Origin of the sequence: Blautia wexlerae, from assembly GCF_013300825.1 — a bacterium.
Classification (GTDB): domain Bacteria; phylum Bacillota; class Clostridia; order Lachnospirales; family Lachnospiraceae; genus Blautia_A; species Blautia_A wexlerae_B.
In genome coordinates this window covers 23,195-40,816 of the sequence record NZ_JAAIMY010000003.1, presented here as the reverse complement: position 1 = coordinate 40,816, position 17,622 = coordinate 23,195, and the positions used below count along the sequence as shown (strand labels likewise).

The following is a 17,622-nucleotide window of genomic DNA, read 5'->3' as shown; positions in this document are numbered from 1 at the left end:
TTTTTCCCTCCGATTATGCGTTGAATTTCCATGTGGAATGTGTATCACAGGTTACTGTAAGGTCAGAATTTACGGTCAGGTGACCACGGCGGTGTGACCAGCAGCCTACATTTACTGCTACACCGATTGTAGACGGATGACGGGCTGTATTCTCGATATTAACGCCCATTACAGAATATTTTCCGCCCATTCCCTGCGGTCCAAGGCCGATTGCATTGATTCCGTCTTCCAGAAGCTTCTCCATTTTTGCTGCATTTGCATTGTCATTGTGAGAACCGATCGGACGCATAAGTGCTTTCTTGGAGTTGAGGGCTGCTGTCTCTACAGATGTTCCTACACCTACACCCACAAGAAGCGGAGGACAAGCATTCAGTCCGTAAGTTGTCATCTGATCAAGAACAAAATCGGTAACGCCTTCATATCCTGCACCTGGCATAAGTACCATTGCTTTTCCCGGAAGAGTACATCCGCCTCCTGCCATGTATGCGTAAATCTCACATTTATCACTGTTTGGAACGATGTCCCACCATACAGTCGGAGTTCCTTTTCCAACGTTTTTCTTGGTGTTGTACTCGTCAAAAGTTTCTACAGAGTTATGTCTTAATGGTGCTGCAAAAGTAGCCTGTACAACAGCTTCTTTCAAAAGGGCTTCCAGCTCGTTGATGTACGGGAAATTAGTTCCGCATTTCAGCCAGAACTGAAGAACTCCTGTGTCCTGGCAGCTTGGGCGGTTCAGCTCTACAGCCAGTCCCTGGTTCTTAGTCATTGTCTCATAAAGTACTTTTGGAAGTGCTGCGCTTTCCTGAGAACCAAGCTCTTCCAGTTTTGTTACTACGTCGTCCGGTAATTTTTTTCCAATATGGGCAACAAAATCTGCTACCATGTCTGTTAATACTTTAACTCCATTTTCCTTAGTCATGATTTACCTCCTGATCATTCAATGGTTTAGGGTTGTTTGGCTTTTAATTTTGGGTTATTTATCTAAAGCAGCATGTTTTCTGCTTTATTTCTATTGATACATTTACATTAAGCGGAAAATCTTCCGTCTCATATGGTTTATCCTCTCACGGATAGAACGGGAACAGAACAGGCAAAAGGATCATACAGATCACGAAGGATACCAGAATCAACGGTAAACCTGATTTCACGTAATCCTTGAATTTATATCCTCCAAGTCCTACTACCATAGTATTTGCAGGCATTCCAATCGGTGTTGCATATGCACAGGAGCCTGCGATAACAGTTGCGATAACAACAGCTCTCGGATCCGCACCAAGGTTGTTTGCCAGAGAAACTGCAATTGGGATCATCAGTGCGGTTGTGGCCGTGTTTGACATGAAGTTTGTCAGTGCACAGGTTACAATGAATATTACCAGAAGAAGCACGATCGGGTTCGGGTCTGCACCCAGAAGTCCTACGATCTTATCTGCTATCAGTTCACCGGCACCTGTTGTATCCAGGGCTTTAGCAAGTGTAAGAGATCCTCCAAAAAGGAATACTACTTTCAGATCAATGGAAGCCAGTGCTTCTTTTTCTGAAAGAACTCCAACCAGCACCAGAATGATTGCTCCGATGCATGCAGAAATCTCAATGCTGACTCCGATCTGTTTCTCAAAAATCATTGCAAGAATCACAAGTATCAGAACTACCAGTGAAACAGTCTGTTTCCATTTCGGTACATCACTGAAATCTTTCTGTTTTTCAACAGTTGCCCCTACAGCCCCTTTTCCATCCGGAAGAAATCTGTATCCAATGAAAACGAAGTAGATAATTCCTACCAGAAGCATCGGGACTCCCACCGGTGCATACATAAAAAAGCTTGTGGAAAGCCCCATTTCCTGAAGTGCGTTTACACCCATCAGGTTTCCGGGTGCACCGATGATGGAAAGATTCCCGCCAAGCGCTGCTGCAAATACCAGCGGCATCAAAAGGTGGCTTCTTGAATAGCCGGATTCATCAGCGATTCCACAGACTACAGGGATCAGCACTGCTGCTGTACCTGTGTTTGATAAGAATCCGGACATCACACCTACGATTACCATGATTGCAATAATCAATGTTCTTTCTGTTCTGGCAAATCTGGTGACCAGACCTCCGATTTTATTTGCCATTCCTGTTTCAAATAGTGCCTGACCTACTACAAACATGCCGACACAAAGGATTACGTTACTGTTTACATACTGTGAAAACGTTGTAGATACATCCACTACTCCGGTGAGTGTCAATCCGATTGCACAGATCGAAGCTGTAAGCCCAAGTGGTATCTTTTCGAGGATGAAACTAATGATCGTAAACACAAGAAATAACAGTGTGATTGTTTGTTGAGACATTTTATTGATCTCCTTTCACTTTTTTCTGTGATTTCATTTTTTATTTTGCTCTTCGCTTTTGTCTTACTTATCCGTCTTTTTTTGTATTAATCTCTTTTGAAAGGTACCGGCCGTGCACGTTTCCTTTGATGAGTTTATTATAAATCATGCATGTATAAAAAAACAAATTAATGGATTACATATCCCCATAAAAAATTTTTATAATCTCAATTTTAGCAGGTTTTTTTTATGCAATATTACTACATTAAAGAAAACTTTAGAAATAAATATGGAAATTATGATAGGTATATGGTATTTTTTATTTGAAGATAACTTAAAGCAGTTTCAGAAAATACTATACTTGCTATAGAAATGACATATTTCGACACACTACAACGAACTTAGAGGAAATTACTTATGACACTTAACCAACTCCGTTACTTTTGCACAGCCAGCCGCTGCCACAGTATCACAAAGGCAGCCGAGGAATTATACGTTACTCAACCCACTGTGTCCGTGGCCATCCGTGACCTGGAAATCGAATTCGGTATCAGTCTCTTCTATAGGAAAGGAAACAGTCTAATCCTTACCCAGGAAGGCGAAGAGCTTTATAACAAAGCTACCTACATTCTTCAGTACTGCACTGAGCTTCAGGCAGATTACTCCAGTATGGCGAGAGTAAAACCCCCTCTTCGTATCGGAATTCCGCCTATGCTGAGCACCGTCTTTTTTCCTGAGCTTCTCATCGCATTTCATGACCAATATCCGGAAATCGCTGTTGTTCTGGAGGAATATGGCTCTGTCCGTGCCTGCAATCTGGTACAGGATGACACTCTGGATCTGGCTCTGGTAAATATGGAACAATATAATATTGATAAGTTTAACAAGGCTCTCCTGGCCAACGACCAGGTTGTTTTTTGTGTGAGTGATGACCACCGACTGGCAGACAAAGAAGTTGTGACCACAAAAGAAATGTCTAAAGAATCTTTGATCTTTTTCAATGCCGATTCCGTACAGAACCAGTTGTTGAAAACACGCTTTGAAACGGACGGTTACGTCCCGGACATCGTCATGCGCAGCAGCCAGATTTATACCATTTTGCAGCTAGTAAAGACCTGCAAGTATGGCAGCTTTCTCTATTCCAGCATGACTGATAAATTTGCCTCTTCTGGCATAAAAGGAATTCCCCTCAGTCCACCCATCCGCATAAAAATCGGAATCGTATGGAAAAAGGGGAAATACATCAGTGACAATATGCAAAAATTCCTGAACTTCACCAGGATGTACTACCGGGAACATCCGCTGATTCAGAAGCTCTGATTTGTATGCCAGACTGCTTGTTATTTTAACCTGCTATCTTTCTCACGCTGTTTTAAGACCAGAGCATACACATCCGGCCATTTTCTCTCAAGCTGCTCATCCAAAAGCCGCCTGCGCTCCTCGAACATTGCCACCAGCTCCGGATGCTCTTTCATCATCTGTTCCCGGAGTTTTTTTCGATGCTTCTCAAAACGTACGGTCAATTCCTGTTCATCCTGTCCGGAAATCTTTACAATTTCTTTCATATGCTCTTCCAGATGCTCAATCCATGCATCTGCATCAAGTTCATCCATATGATTCCACTGACCATGGAGCAGCTCCTGCATATCTCCGTTCTCTTTCAGCTGTTCAATCTGCAGACGGATCTGTTTCTCTATCTCTGCCTCAGAATCAGAACCAAAAGCCCAGACAAATTCCTGTACACTGTTGTCCACACGCTTTCTGAACGGAGAACGTTCTGTATTATCTACATTGCCCTTCAAAGGATAAGGATAATGGATTCCCATATCCTTCAATGCCACATGTATAGTCCGACGCACACGTCCCTCTTCGATCATAAATCCAAGTCCCAGTGCGCGCATCTGTTCATTCAGCTCAGCGATATGCTCTGTTATGTAGAAACGAATTCCTCTTGACTTCAGAGAACGATACAGAATTGCAAGCCTGTCTGCAGCCGTAACATCAATGCTACCAATCCCGCTGGCATCCAGAATGACTGCTTTGGTATCCGATCCAATGGCATTCTCAATATCCTGCTGTAGAATATCTATATTTGCAAAAAACAGGCTGCTGCTGAATCGGTAGATCACTACTCCCTCAATCTCACAGTTATGCAGACTTTCCGTAAGATCTTCGAAATGTCTGTGTCCCGGCTGCACTCCCAGAAAACAGCGTGCCGGTTTCGCAGTACGGATGATCATCTCGGCAAAGGAGAGAATAATACCGATCAATACTCCATTGATGGTACCAAGCGTCAGCACTCCCCAGAATGCGCCCCAGTAAATCAGGCATTCCTTTTTGCTGATTTTCCTCAGACGTACAGCCAGATCAAATTCCGTTGCCCCCAGAAGTGAGGAGATTACAATTGCAGTCAGCATAGGAACCGGCAGATAAGCAATCAGCCCGGTTGCTCCCAGAAGCACAAGAATCATGGAAATTCCTGCAACAATTCCGGTCAACTGTGTTTTTCCCTGGTACTGTTCACTGATGGCGGTACGTGACACCGAACCGTTGATCGGACAACAGCCTGTCAGAGCTGCTGCCAGATTTCCCATGGAAAAGGCTACCAGCTCCTGGTTAGCATTTACCCTGTAACCATTTTTCTGTGCGAAGCTATTCTCACCAAGTAAAGTTTCCGCCATGATCACTACTGCAATTGACAGACTGTAGATGACCGCTTCTTTTAGACCAATGGCAGAGAAATCAGGAATACTCCATACAGGCAGCCCCGGTTCTACTGCATCCAGTGTACGGATTCCCCAGTTGGAAATCGGGACGAAATAGGATAATAATACACCTGCTGCCATCAGAACTACTACCATAGGAAACTTGGGCAGGATTTTTTTCATCACCAGAAGGATGACCAGAGAAACCAGACCTAAAATCAGGGAAGGCAAATTGATCTGCCCTAATGTAGCCCAGATATGCTCTGCCAGCTCCGACAATTCTCCAGTTCCTGCAGTTCCGCCCATTAATTTGGGCACCTGCATGAGAATGATCGTGGTGCAGATACCTGTGATAAAGCCTCCCATTACAGGTGCGGAAATATAGTTTACCAGTTTTCCTGCTTTTAAAAATGCAAATACAAACAGCCAGACTGCCACAAAAAATGTGAGCACCGGCACAACCGCCATTGCCTGTTTCGAACCACTCTGGATTCCCATTTCCACCAGTGCCGCCCCGACTAACGCTGCAGGTGCTGCATCCACTCCGAAGATGAACTGAGGCGATGTGGAAAACAGCCCAAACAAAATGATCGGGAATACAGAGCCATACAGTCCATAAACCGCCGGAAGCCCCGCAATCTGGGCATAGCCCATGGAAATCGGGATCGAGACAGCCATAATGATCAGCCCGGTAAGGATGTCCTTTGATAAATTTTTTCTGTCGTAATTTCGCAATGTTTTGACTAACTCAAGGTGCATTTGTTTTGTGTTCCTCCACTTATAACTGTTCTCTGACTAACATTAACGCATATCCCAGAAGATTGTTGCCTCTCCATTTGCTTCGCTCAAACCTGTTTGGATTTCCCATGGATAAACCTATTCCCCAGATCTGATCTCTTACTGCGCATTCAGCTAACACAGCATCACCTGTATCAACAAGTTGTCGTTTTAAGTCTGTGTTTTGACTGAATTTCGCTTTTAATCCCTCATAAACAATAAGCTGCCTTACACCATTCCAGACATTTTCATCATAGTTATGTACTTTACGACCTAATTTCTTAATCTCAGCAACATTATCTGTATGAAGTATGTCATTAGCTATTTTTTCATCATGAAAGCGGCATGCTTTCTGATACATCATAAACTGCTCCATTGACGAAAAATCTATTCCCTTGACTGTAAAATGACTAAGATACCAGTTACTTAAATAGCCATTTTCTTCATCCGGGTTGTGGAAACATATAACGTTCATTGCGTTTCACCTGCTTTCTTTTTATAAAATCATTTAATTTAGATAAACTACTGTTCTAATTTTCTCTACGAATTTGCACTGCTCTCAAACTTCCCGTCAGCCCATTCGCCCTCCCAGAAGTTTAATCCCCTACGAATTTGCACTACTCTCAAACTGCTAAGCTATAATTTCCATCCATAATATGTTTGATTCCCCTACGAATTTGCACTGCTCTCAAACATTCTGCATCGCTTGCATCTTCAAGTGAATGTTTGATTCCCCTACGAATTTGCACTGCTCTCAAACATCAACAGAGGAGATAAAGGAGGTAAACAGTTTGATTCCCCTACGAATTTGCACTGCTCTCAAACTGTGTGATATTTCTCTGTGTAACAAGCACCGTTTGATTCCCCTACGAATTTGCACTGCTCTCAAACCATATTCACAATCAATTTTCTTCATGAGGGTTTGATTCCCCTACGAATTTGCACTGCTCTCAAACCCGCCATGACCTTGCGTTTGTAGCCGTAAGTTTGATTCCCCTACGAATTTGCACTGCTCTCAAACAGTACGCATCTCCTGTTGTGGCTGATTCGTGTTTGATTCCCCTACGAATTTGCACTGCTCTCAAACCTCCCAAGCGGAAGGGCTGGCGCTGACTTTGTTTGATTCCCCTACGAATTTGCACTGCTCTCAAACCCTTGTTTTCAGAATAATAATTTACCTTGAGTTTGATTCCCCTACGAATTTGCACTGCTCTCAAACTACAAAAATGTAGAGGTCACTGTTGCGGTGGTTTGATTCCCCTACGAATTTGCACTGCTCTCAAACCTCAAATGTTTGAAATAAATGATCTGCGAATCACTTGTGCAATTTCGCAAGTTGTATTTACTCACCCCTATACTAACACAAAATACAGAAATCTGCATCCACAATATGTCTACATTCCCATTCAAGAATTGGATGTTCGCTACTTTCCAGTATCAATATCTGTATATCTCTTTCTATTATATTCTGCAGAAATAAATTCATCTCTGCATCAGAAAGATAACTCCGCAAATTTACCAGAATAAATAATTTTTTTCCATCATATTCCTGAACTAATTCAAAGTAATCTAGCAGTTGTTCTCCCAGATTGTCATAATCATCATCTACACGAATTCCCGCAGCTTTAATCAACGTCTCAATTGATATTTTTGAAAATTCAAAAGATCCAACCATATCCAATGATAATTTCATGAGGTATTGCTCCCATTTTCCAAGCATTTCCTTTGTTTCCATATAATGACTCTCATCTATCGCAATATTCTGCATCCTTGTCGTCATTTTGGTAATAAGATTTTTCTGATTCATATCAAATGGTACAAACCTTGTCATCAGTTCAATATGTTTCGCCATAGGCAGAACCTTATTATCTTCTGACAGCACACTTATCCCTTCTTCTCCCTGAACCTGATTAAAAATATCTCGAATCACATTATAAAATAATTTTTGATTTTCAATAACTATGCTACAGCATCGGCCACCTGCACAATCAAATATATGATCAATCTCAGATAAAATTATTTTCATAATATGATCAGCCTCTCTTCCGAATCTATGATATCACTGGTATATTCCCCCACTATATAATCCATTTTTACAAATTGTTTCTCCGTAATAGTTATTGTCTGAATTAATCCCTTAGGTGGTTTATTATTATGTACCATATTTTTCATGGATTTTTCCATAGATGGACTGGTCATCATTTTACAGTAAACAGATTCCTGTAGCATAATAAAACCATTTTTGATTAAAACCTTGCGGAACTTCCTGTAATTACGTTTATCCTCATTGGTCAGTGTTGGAAGATCAAAGAAAACTATCATTCTCATAAACCGAAACCCACTCATATCTCTTTCTCCAAAACAAATCACACTATACTATAAAATTTTATTTCCGCAGAATCTTTATCATTAATCGCATCTAAAACACTTTTGGTATATATTTTGATAGCATTCATTACAAATTGATTCTGACCGTCAATCATAACCTTCTGGTCCAATAGAGTCCACATAAAATGTTTTTCATCCTGTTCAAATTTTGTTGGTTGCATACTATATACCATACGGTCTACCAGAATACGAAATGGCTCCATAAAATCACAGGAGAGATTGTAATGATTAAACATGTTGTTATGGAATATTCCAAGCTGTGTCAAATACCCATTTGCACTGACTTCCCGGTTAATAGCCGATAGAACTCATAATTAAGGGCAGCATTTGCAGGTATATCTGCACTTCTGGTAAAATCCATACCAAACAGTGCATTAAAATATACCTTTGCAGCATGTCCCTCACGATTAGTCGCATCTGCCAGTTCCACTTGTTTCACATATTCTGACAGCATACCTGCCTGTTGTATTTTTCCAATTTCCACCAGAAACTCTGACTGCTTGCGAATCTTTTCACTGACAATATCTCTCCAGATAATATCTTTAATGTTCTGTTCCCAAACAATCTGCGTTCGTATTTTTGCTGCACTGTCATGACATCCATGATGAGGCATCAACTCAGCTACTGGATTTCGCTTCCGATCGCAGAAAATAACTTTGATTTTTTTCTCTGTTAATGCTTCAATCAAAATCCCAGTTAATGAAACTGCAGGATTCTCTATTAGAAGAATTCCAATTTCATCAAGCAAAACCCTTTTGGTTTCCAATCCTCTAACGACCATGTATCCCATTTTATAATCCAGTTTTGCCTGATTTTCAATTACTACAATTCTCCAACTCATAATAACTCCAATATATTTTCTGAACGCTTTTCCCATATTCCGGATGGTGACTGATCAATGATTCTGACATCTGAATAATTTTTTCTCCAATTTGATATTGTTGAACTGAAATTAACTGTTGCACCGCTATTAGGCGAACCACCAATCAATGACAAATCACAGCCACTTGTCATACGACCAAATACTGTTTGAATATTCATCAGAACCACACATTGTTCTTTAATATTCAATTTTTCAAACCGTTCCTGTCCATCCATGAGAATTTGTACTGGTGAATTTACGCGCTTACTATAAATTGTATTCTGTAATTTTTCAATATACAGTTCATAAAGTTTTTGATTTTCCTCTACAGATACCTTATCATATTCTTTATCATATATAAAATCAGGATTCTTCTTAAATTTTTCAGTAAATTTTTCCAACTTCTTCATATAGCCTTTCCAACAATCCTCTGAAGAAAACTGCATTACCGACTGTGCCACCAGACATTTTCCTTTGCCTCCAGTTCCAGTAATACATACTCTGAATCCATCTAACGATAGCATTGTATTAATCTTCCATGGACGCATACCCAACGGAAATGAAATTTCATCTACCTTCTTGCCTAAAATACTTTTTAATCTGTTAAACGTATATTCTCTGGCAAATGTTTCATCTTCTAAAAAATGTTTTCCATGAAGCAATTCTACCGGCATAATTATCATTGCACATTTTTTCCTGATTTTATATTTGACAGGCATCAAAAACATTATACCAGCTTTATTATACCCGCCATATTTTTCAGTAGGCAATCCCGCCTTTAAAGGAATCAAGCCGATTCCTTTCTTAACTGGATTCTGGTCAAACAATCCTCCTGTTTTAAATGTAGCAAACTTCACAAAATGTGCTGTGTTCTTCTTCGCGATTTTCTTAACCTTTGCAAGCATCGACGCTCCATCCCAAACTATGGTTCCCTGGCAATTCACCGGATGAGAAAAAACTGTTTTTGTTTTTATACTATATTTTGAATCAACACTAAACCATCTCTTTGAAAATCGCATATTATAAACATTTCCTGCCACAATATTCAAATATGCATCCACTGCATGGTGCAGGTCATTATAAGTTCTGGACTTTGGCAAATCAAATTCGTGTCGAAAATCAGAAACAAGTCCTGCCTTTACATAAACAATGTCTATGTTCTGAAATCTTTCCTTCAACAAGCCTGCTATTAGCTTTGTAGATTGAGATGTCTCTGTAAGCTGTCGATTAATAAATCCATATTTTTCATCATCTGTAAACGGTGTTGACCTGATAAGACGCTTATATTTTTCATCACTGATCACTCCAATATGATGCCACCAATTCCATTGTCCCTGCATTCTGTTACGAATTTCAGGACTAATAGGGTATACATTACCTTTTGTTCCATTTATCTTTGATAATACCAATACTTTGTTATTAATAATACTGTCATCCTTTACATATGCCTGAGGATATATGTGATCTATGTCGTATTCTTTTGAGCCAGACATAAGCTTTTCCAGTTCTATAGGCATTCCACTGTATGCACATTTTCCAAACTGCATAAAGTACAAGAACAGATGCTCGCCCTGCAGGCGACTGTCCACACGCTCTCCCATAGATTCTAATTGCTGTTTCAAATCCCGTACATCTTCTTCTCTACATTTGGCGTAAAGCTCAAGAATCTGCTGTTTTCTGCTTTTTGTTCTCTTCCCTTTCTGATCGGACAGTCCACCACGCGTCATTTCTACAAATATCTTATCTGGCTTTCCAAATGCCTTTTCAATATCTTTTACAACAGCAAGAGTTCTGTAAACTGGACGCCGCACTGAATTGGAAACACGCATTTCATCAAGACGTTCTTTTAAACTCTGGTTTTTCCCGGTGTAATATTCCTGTGTAAACATCTCCACAGCTTCCCGAAATGTATATTTATCCGAAAGTATTTCCATTAAATTATCATTGGTTTCCCACATTATCCGCAGAATCGTTGTCATTTCTCCATCCTGCTTATTGCATCCTTTTAATTCTGTTAAAAATTTTCTGGATAATTTTCCAAACTCTTTAATTTTGATTTTAGTGATGTAGCGAACATCATCCTGTGAAAGATCAGGATATTCTTTTCTAAGCCATTTTTTTACACGACTCTTGTCCTCTGCATAAGAAGCCCTCTCTATAATTTTTTCTACATCATTTTCAGATAAAATTTCTCTGCTCAAAAGATTTCGAAATGCATAATAAGATGACAGACAAGAATGCACTTGCTCATCAATTCCGCTTATCAGTTCTGTCGAACCCTTAGCCAGATAATTATTACTTATAAGATATTCTTCAATATCCTTTCGCCGCACTTTCTTTTTCTTTTCAAATAATTCATGATAGATTCCCTGTTTTACTTCAACAGGGATTTTGCGCCCATCAATCTTAAGATTATTAAGTTCATTCAGCACCATAAATTTCTGATAGCATAGAGAATCTTTTGGCAAAACATCTTCCCCTGGCAAATAGGTGCATTTATTTGTCATCCTTTTGATAAATGCATTCTCACTGGCATCCTCGTCTATCATGTCTTTGTAATTCCATGGAGTAATCTTTCCGGCTTTACGTGAAATCCATGCAAAATCTGATTTCTTATTTAATGGTCCTACATAATACGGAAGTTTATACCTGAAAATGGATACCACTTTGTCCATCTCACTGATTCCATTCCTGACTTCATTAAGAAAAGGCAAATATAAGGATGCATTTTTCAAAATTCGAATCAACTCATATTCATATAATTGATGTGGTATTACACGATTATCAGTATTCTTTTGTTTAGGCAAAAAGATATTCAGCTTCAGACGTTCACACATATCCTCATATGACTGTAAATCTGTTTTCTCCGGCTTTATTGGACTCATAAGTTTCAAGACATATTTTGAAAACTCCTCTGCTTTTGCTTTCTTTTTAATCTGACTTGCAATATCTTTATCCATGTGACCTGTGTAAGCCACATAATTATCAGCTTTTGCTTTTCTGAATACTTCATTGTATTTATCAGGTACATATTTACGGACAAAATATTTCAATATCTGTAAATCTTTCCCATGCTGCTCATATATCTGTACTTTTGCCGTGGAAATCGTTTCAGAATGACCGTTTAAAATATCTGCCAGTACACTCCAGTCATATAGTCCACGTAATGCTATGAGCAGGTCATAATCCTCTCCGATATTGCCTGAAATTTCACCAAACTTCTCCTCGTCCATCCCCAACGATACTGATCCCAAATCCAGATATTCTTCTTTGCAAAAAACATCCTTTAATTTACACTGCCCTCCTGCCAGAAGTCGTATGATACTGTCCTGGCTAAAAGGAAACTCTTCAGTTCCGGATTTTTCCGGCTTCTTTCCTTCCAGAAGAATATTTTGTAATTCTTTATTTTTTACCGTTACACCTGTTTTTTGTTTCAATACCTCTGACAAAGCACTTACATCTATTTCACCCCATGGTCTTCTGTATCCATTTTCAGTAAAATAATTTATAAAATTTTGATACACTGAGCTGATATCCATGATTTCATCCAGTTTTTCCACATTGAGATTATTAAGGAAATGTCCTCTGTGCGTTATCAGCCATGCGCAGGCCAGATATATCAGGCGCACATCATGAGGATTCTTATTATTCATTAATTCACAGATCAAATGGTGAATCGTTGGATATTCTCCCATATACTGAACATCTGTATATTCCTCATCATTGAAAAAAACATACCGGTCCTGAACATCCGCTCTCCAACGATAGCTTTCCGATAATCGAATAAAAAAACGAGCATCTACCTTTGAAATTTCTTTAGCAAAAATTTCCTGCAGCAGATTTATTCTTTGCTGTCTCCTGTCCAGTCTTCTTCTTGCAGAACGATGACTTCTTCTTTCATCGCTCAAAGAAGCTGCATCAAATATAACACTGCCCCATGCATCATCCCCATGAACTCTCAGAAGATTATACTGATCATCTGTCACAGCATATCCGACTGAATCAGTTCCAATATCAAGTCCCAGATAAATTTTTTTACTTTTCTTTTCCATTTGACATTTCTCCTCCCGTATATTATTATAAAGATGCAAATCGTAGTTCCCCTACGGATTTGCACTGCGAGTTCAAATAAAAGTAAACTCAACTCACTGGTTTTTCCAGTTGCACAGTGTGTGCATTTAAAGACTTCATATTATGTTATGAGGTCTTTTTCTTTTTTCCAAAATAGAAATAGCTTTTCACATATCCACCCTTTACTCTCCTGATAAAGCAGTTGATCATGCAATGTTTATAATGAAATGCTATCTCCTTCTTCTGATAATCTTTACAACCCCAAAGATCAACAGCAGAATCACCCCAACAGCCACAATACCGATTCCCACAATCGCTACGGCAAATTTATTCGGATGTTTTACCAGATTTATGATGTTTTTGCTGTTGTCGGCAACTTTTCTTTCGTGTGTTGTATCATAATATTCCGGCACATTTGCAATTCCGTCTTTGTCTGTGTCTTCAAAGGATTGCATGTATTCTGCGATTGCAGCCCAGGCTTTCAGTTCTTTTTTTCCATCCATGACTGCATAATCTTCCAGATTCTCTATGGGATTGCCGTTTTTATCTTTGGGGACGATGGATATCAGACCATAGGATTTGTCCAGAACAGAGCCAAGCATGCGGCCAGTGTACAGGTCGGTGACAACATGATACAATTTATCGTCCTGTATTTCTTCCCTTTCCCCGTCCTTGCCTGTCAGATAACAGTCTGTTACTTTATTTAAGATCATGCGGTGGGGATTATAGGTAAAATTCATTCCACTGCAATATAATCTGGCTATTGTCATAAAATCTGAAATTGAGGCATCTACCTCTGCCACTGTTTTCAGTTCTTTTCCCGTTAAATATGCACTGATCAGAGGATAACCTGCAAGTCCGTCCTTTCCTGTTCCCAGCGAGAAGGAATTATATACCTGCTCCACTGTTATATTGCCTTTTGTATAAGTATCCCTTACAGTTCCGGCAGGTACGATTGCAACATCTACTTTTTCTCCGTCAGAGTCTCCTGTATTCTCTACTGCATATACATAAGCATCTGATATGATATCTCCCAGATTTAACTCCTCATGCTTTGTTTCCATCTCACTGAGGCTGTTAAATTCAACGTCATTCTCTGCCAGAATTTTCTCTCTGGTGTAACCAAAATTGGAAAGATAATTGGTGTCAACAGTATCTGACAATTCATCTATTTTCTTCTGTGTGGCCTCATCTGCCTTGATTTCATCCGTAACCGGAACAAGCTCATAGGTATCCGTTTCCCACCGTCCATTCTCTTTCTGAGTCATGGAAAGTGTTCCCAGGTTTTTCCCATATTCTCCACAGGATACGATGCAGGTATCTCCCTGCAGGATTGGTTCTGCCAACTGTGTGTGGGTATGTCCGCTGACGATCAGATCAATGTCCGGAACATTCTTTGCAAGGATTTCGTCCTCTGATACTTTTTCGTCCTCCCATGTTCCGCTGTGTGATACACAGGCGATCATGTCTACATCTTCGTTCTTTTTTATTTCCTCTACTGTTTCTCTGGCTGCTTCTGACGGGTCTTTGAAAAGAAGCTCGCAGGTAGGAGCGCAATCCAGAGAATCCTCTCCGAAAACACCCAGTACTGCAATCTTTACATCACCTTTTTGAATTACCGTATAGTCTTTTACTCCATATGTCTGAAATGCTTCATAAATCTGTTTCTGTCCTTCACTGAAGCCGGCTTTTTTCATTGCATCCCAGTCCACATTACACACAACCATCCTGGGAAGGTTTTCGCCTGAACTGACTGCGGCGTTCAGCATATCTGCCAGACCATCGGAGCCGTAATCAAATTCATGATTTCCCAGAGTTGTCACATCACAGCCCAGATATCCAAGCATCCGCAGTTCGGCGGCCTCTGTGTCATATACAGTCTGTATCAGAGTTCCCATGGAAAAGTCTCCGCCATCCAATATGAGTGTATCTGTATTCTCTTTCTCGTGCTCATTGATCAATGTTTTCAGCCGGGCAAACCCGCCGGTCTCCTGCTGTGTCCCGTCTACAATCGTTTGAAAGCTGTTCAAATGAGAATGCAGATCATGGGTGAACAGGATATCCAGATGTTTTGGCTCCTCTGAGGCGTTTACCTGATATCCTGTCAGTCCTGAAACGCTCAGCATAAATATAAATGTGAATGCGAATGCTTTTTTTAATAATTTCATAAAATTCTCCTGTAATATCAAAAATGGTTCCGCAGTATCATTTATCTTCCCGCAGGATAATGATACCATGAAACCATTTTACAAAAAGCTAATTTATCTTTCATCTCCCACAAAGAACAACGCCATTGTTCCCGGACCTGAGTGAGCGCCGATGGTGGCTCCTACCTGATTCATGATAATCGTGTTGATCTGGTATTTTTCTTTTACTTTCTCTGCCACATAATTTGCATCTTCTTCGCAGTCGCCATGACTGATAAAGATGGTATGGCAGGTGTCATGATAGCTGCCGATTTTCTCATCCATAAGCTTTACCAGCTCCTGAAGGGATTTTTTACGGCCGCGGACTTTTCCGATGGCAGTGAGTTTTCCGTCGTTGTCTACATGAAGAACCGGTTTAATATTCAGCATGCTTCCTACTACTGCAGTGGTTCTGGAAATGCGGCCTCCGCGGTATAGGTGATTTAAATCGTTGACTGTAAAAAGATGTACCATATGAAGCCTGTTCTCTTCTGCCCATTTCGCAACTGTCTCCATATCTTCTCCCTGCTCTTTCTTCTCCTGTGCAAGGTAAACCAGAAGCCCCTGACCAAGGGAAGCGCCAAGAGAATCTACCACGATGATCTTGCGATCCGGATAGTCCTCCATCAGTTCCTCTGCTGCGATACGGCTGCTATTGTATGTACCGCTTAAAGCAGAGGAAAATGCAATATGAAGAATATCTTTTCCTTCTTTCAGGTAAGGCTCCAGCAGTGCTTTTGCAGTTTCAGGATTTACCTGTGCTGTGGTTGGCATGGAACCATTTCTCATTGCCTCATAAAATTCATGCTCCGGAAGGAAATTTCCATGCGTATAATTTTTTCCATCCATGGAATAACTGAGATACATGCAGCCTACTCCATGGTCTTTGAGATATTTCTCCGGAAGATCTGAATTGTTGTCGGTGGTGATCACATATTCGCTCATGTTGTCGCCCTCTCGTTTTCTGATATTTTTCACTTTCTGCCCATTAACTGTTCAGTGTCTTAGCAACTACAAATCAAAATCCGCAGCTTGCTCAGTAATGGGCTTTTCATCTATAATAAAAATGCTTCTATTATAAATACAGATATATACAGTATAACATCAAACTATCAGCCAAACAACTACTTTTCCTTCTCAACTGCCTTAATCGCTTCCTGCAGCTGATTATCCTCATCATGGGTGATCTCGTCTTTATTCTTATTCAGCAGGCTGGTATCCAGAGAAACCTCTATATCAGGTTTGATTCCTGTTTTGTTGATGTTGTTTCCTTTTGGAGTGTAGTAGTTGGCAACAGTCAGTTTAATGGCACTTCCGTCTGAGAGCTGGCGGATGGACTGTACCACGCCTTTTCCGTAAGTGGTTGTTCCGACAATCGTTCCAATACCATAATCCTGCACTGCACCGGCAAAAATCTCTGATGCACTGGCGCTGCTTTCATTTACCAGGACTGCAAGCGGAATCCGGAGTTCGTTTTTGCCATCACATTTTTCCTCTTCTCTGTTTCCGTCCTTATCTTCGGTGTAAACGATCAGTCCTTCCGGAAGGATTTTCCGCAGGACATCACAGACAGAATCAAGAAGTCCACCCGGATTATCGCGGAGATCCACGATCATTTTCTCCATTCCCTGTTTTTGCAGGTCATCAAAAGCTTCCTGATACTGTTCGCCGGTAACGCCTGTAAACTGTGTAATGCGGATGTAACCGATTTTAGAATCCAGCATTTCATGGAAAACAGACGGTAATTCCACATCTGTGACAGGGACTGTGATTTCCATGGCATCTTCTGCACCTTCTCTGTGAACAGTAAGTACCACACTGTCTTTATCTGAATTGCGGACAATGTCTGCAACATCAGATACTTCATCCTCTGTGATATCTTCCCCGTCAATGGCACTGATGATGTCCCCTTCCTCCAGTCCTGCTTTTTCTCCGGGACCGCCCTCATAGCATTCAACAATCTTTACTCCGCCTTCTTTGTTCTTCTCCATAAGAATGCCGATTCCCACATAGCTTCCCTCATTGGAAGAATTCTCAGAATCGTATTCCTCTGCTGTATAATATCTGGAATAAGGATCATTCAGCCCATAGAGAAGACCTGCATAAAGCCCTTCCTGAAGCTTTTCTTCATCCTTATCTCCTAGATAGTATCTGTCGATCAGCTCTTCAAGATATGCCAGCTTTGATGTACACTTGCGATCACCAAGAGCTGTTCCTTTTGCTGCAAGACCTGTTCCCGCAAAGGCACCTGTACCGATGCACGTCACAACCAGTGCTCCTGCTACTGCACCTTTCCAAAATTCTTTATTTTTCATGTCTGCACT

13 protein-coding genes and 1 CRISPR repeat array are annotated in these 17,622 nt (G+C 40.5%); of the genes, 1 reads left to right on the top strand and 12 read right to left on the bottom strand.

Translation table 11 applies throughout. The features are described from left to right. Positions 1–13 precede the first annotated feature (13 nt). Together ttdA and G4417_RS02520 are read right to left on the bottom strand one after the other, a co-directional pair. On the bottom strand, positions 14–919 hold the full coding sequence (gene ttdA / locus G4417_RS02525; RefSeq protein WP_008707380.1) for a L(+)-tartrate dehydratase subunit alpha: 906 nt from the start codon (positions 917–919) through the stop codon (positions 14–16). Between the two features lie 145 nt (positions 920–1,064). Next, positions 1,065–2,330, bottom strand: coding sequence for an SLC13 family permease (locus G4417_RS02520; protein ID WP_173682530.1), 1,266 nt, complete (start codon positions 2,328–2,330; stop codon positions 1,065–1,067). A 396-nt stretch (positions 2,331–2,726) separates the two neighbouring features. Between G4417_RS02520 and G4417_RS02515 the strand changes: the two genes are divergently transcribed. Further along, the gene (locus tag G4417_RS02515; protein WP_173682529.1) at positions 2,727–3,629 is read left to right on the top strand and encodes a LysR family transcriptional regulator; all 903 of its coding nucleotides are present in this window, start codon (positions 2,727–2,729) and stop codon (positions 3,627–3,629) included. A 20-nt stretch (positions 3,630–3,649) separates the two neighbouring features. Here the strand turns inward: G4417_RS02515 and G4417_RS02510 are convergent, their stop codons facing one another. The 10 genes from G4417_RS02510 to G4417_RS02470 form a co-directional block, all read right to left on the bottom strand. Continuing rightward, positions 3,650–5,773, bottom strand: a complete 2,124-nt coding sequence (locus G4417_RS02510; RefSeq protein ID WP_173682528.1) for a SulP family inorganic anion transporter — start codon at positions 5,771–5,773, stop codon at positions 3,650–3,652. Between the two features lie 19 nt (positions 5,774–5,792). Continuing rightward, on the bottom strand, positions 5,793–6,266 hold the full coding sequence (locus G4417_RS02505; RefSeq protein ID WP_173682527.1) for an NADAR family protein: 474 nt from the start codon (positions 6,264–6,266) through the stop codon (positions 5,793–5,795). Positions 6,267–6,320: 54 nt separating this feature from the next. Next, a CRISPR array of direct repeats spans positions 6,321–7,076; the repeat unit is 36 nt; unit sequence GTTTGATTCCCCTACGAATTTGCACTGCTCTCAAAC. Between the two features lie 72 nt (positions 7,077–7,148). Further along, on the bottom strand, positions 7,149–7,817 hold the full coding sequence (csn2, locus tag G4417_RS02500; protein WP_173682526.1) for a type II-A CRISPR-associated protein Csn2: 669 nt from the start codon (positions 7,815–7,817) through the stop codon (positions 7,149–7,151). Beyond that, a complete protein-coding gene (cas2, locus tag G4417_RS02495; protein WP_173682611.1) occupies positions 7,814–8,119 on the bottom strand; it encodes a CRISPR-associated endonuclease Cas2 in 306 nt (101 codons plus the stop codon). The genes csn2 and cas2 overlap by 4 nt, the downstream gene beginning before the upstream one ends. 38 nt (positions 8,120–8,157) lie before the next feature. Beyond that, a complete protein-coding gene (locus G4417_RS17440; protein ID WP_334296870.1) occupies positions 8,158–8,445 on the bottom strand; it encodes a CRISPR-associated endonuclease Cas1 in 288 nt (95 codons plus the stop codon). Continuing rightward, positions 8,442–9,020 (bottom strand): type II CRISPR-associated endonuclease Cas1, encoded by a 579-nt coding sequence (gene cas1, locus G4417_RS17110; protein ID WP_274597612.1) that lies wholly within the window; start codon positions 9,018–9,020, stop codon positions 8,442–8,444. Before cas1 ends, G4417_RS17440 begins: the two co-directional genes overlap by 4 nt. Continuing rightward, positions 9,017–13,093 (bottom strand): type II CRISPR RNA-guided endonuclease Cas9, encoded by a 4,077-nt coding sequence (gene cas9, locus G4417_RS02485; RefSeq protein ID WP_173682525.1) that lies wholly within the window; start codon positions 13,091–13,093, stop codon positions 9,017–9,019. The genes cas1 and cas9 overlap by 4 nt, the downstream gene beginning before the upstream one ends. 249 nt (positions 13,094–13,342) lie before the next feature. After that, positions 13,343–15,280, bottom strand: coding sequence for a bifunctional UDP-sugar hydrolase/5'-nucleotidase (locus G4417_RS02480; protein ID WP_330598104.1), 1,938 nt, complete (start codon positions 15,278–15,280; stop codon positions 13,343–13,345). Positions 15,281–15,373: 93 nt separating this feature from the next. Then, positions 15,374–16,243 carry a DegV family protein gene (locus tag G4417_RS02475; RefSeq protein ID WP_173682523.1) on the bottom strand — a complete coding sequence of 290 codons (870 nt, stop codon included), beginning with the start codon at positions 16,241–16,243 and terminating at the stop codon, positions 15,374–15,376. A 179-nt stretch (positions 16,244–16,422) separates the two neighbouring features. Further along, complete coding sequence (locus tag G4417_RS02470; protein ID WP_119252849.1) at positions 16,423–17,613, bottom strand: S41 family peptidase; 1,191 nt, start codon at positions 17,611–17,613, stop codon at positions 16,423–16,425. Between the last annotated feature and the right edge of the window lie 9 nt (positions 17,614–17,622).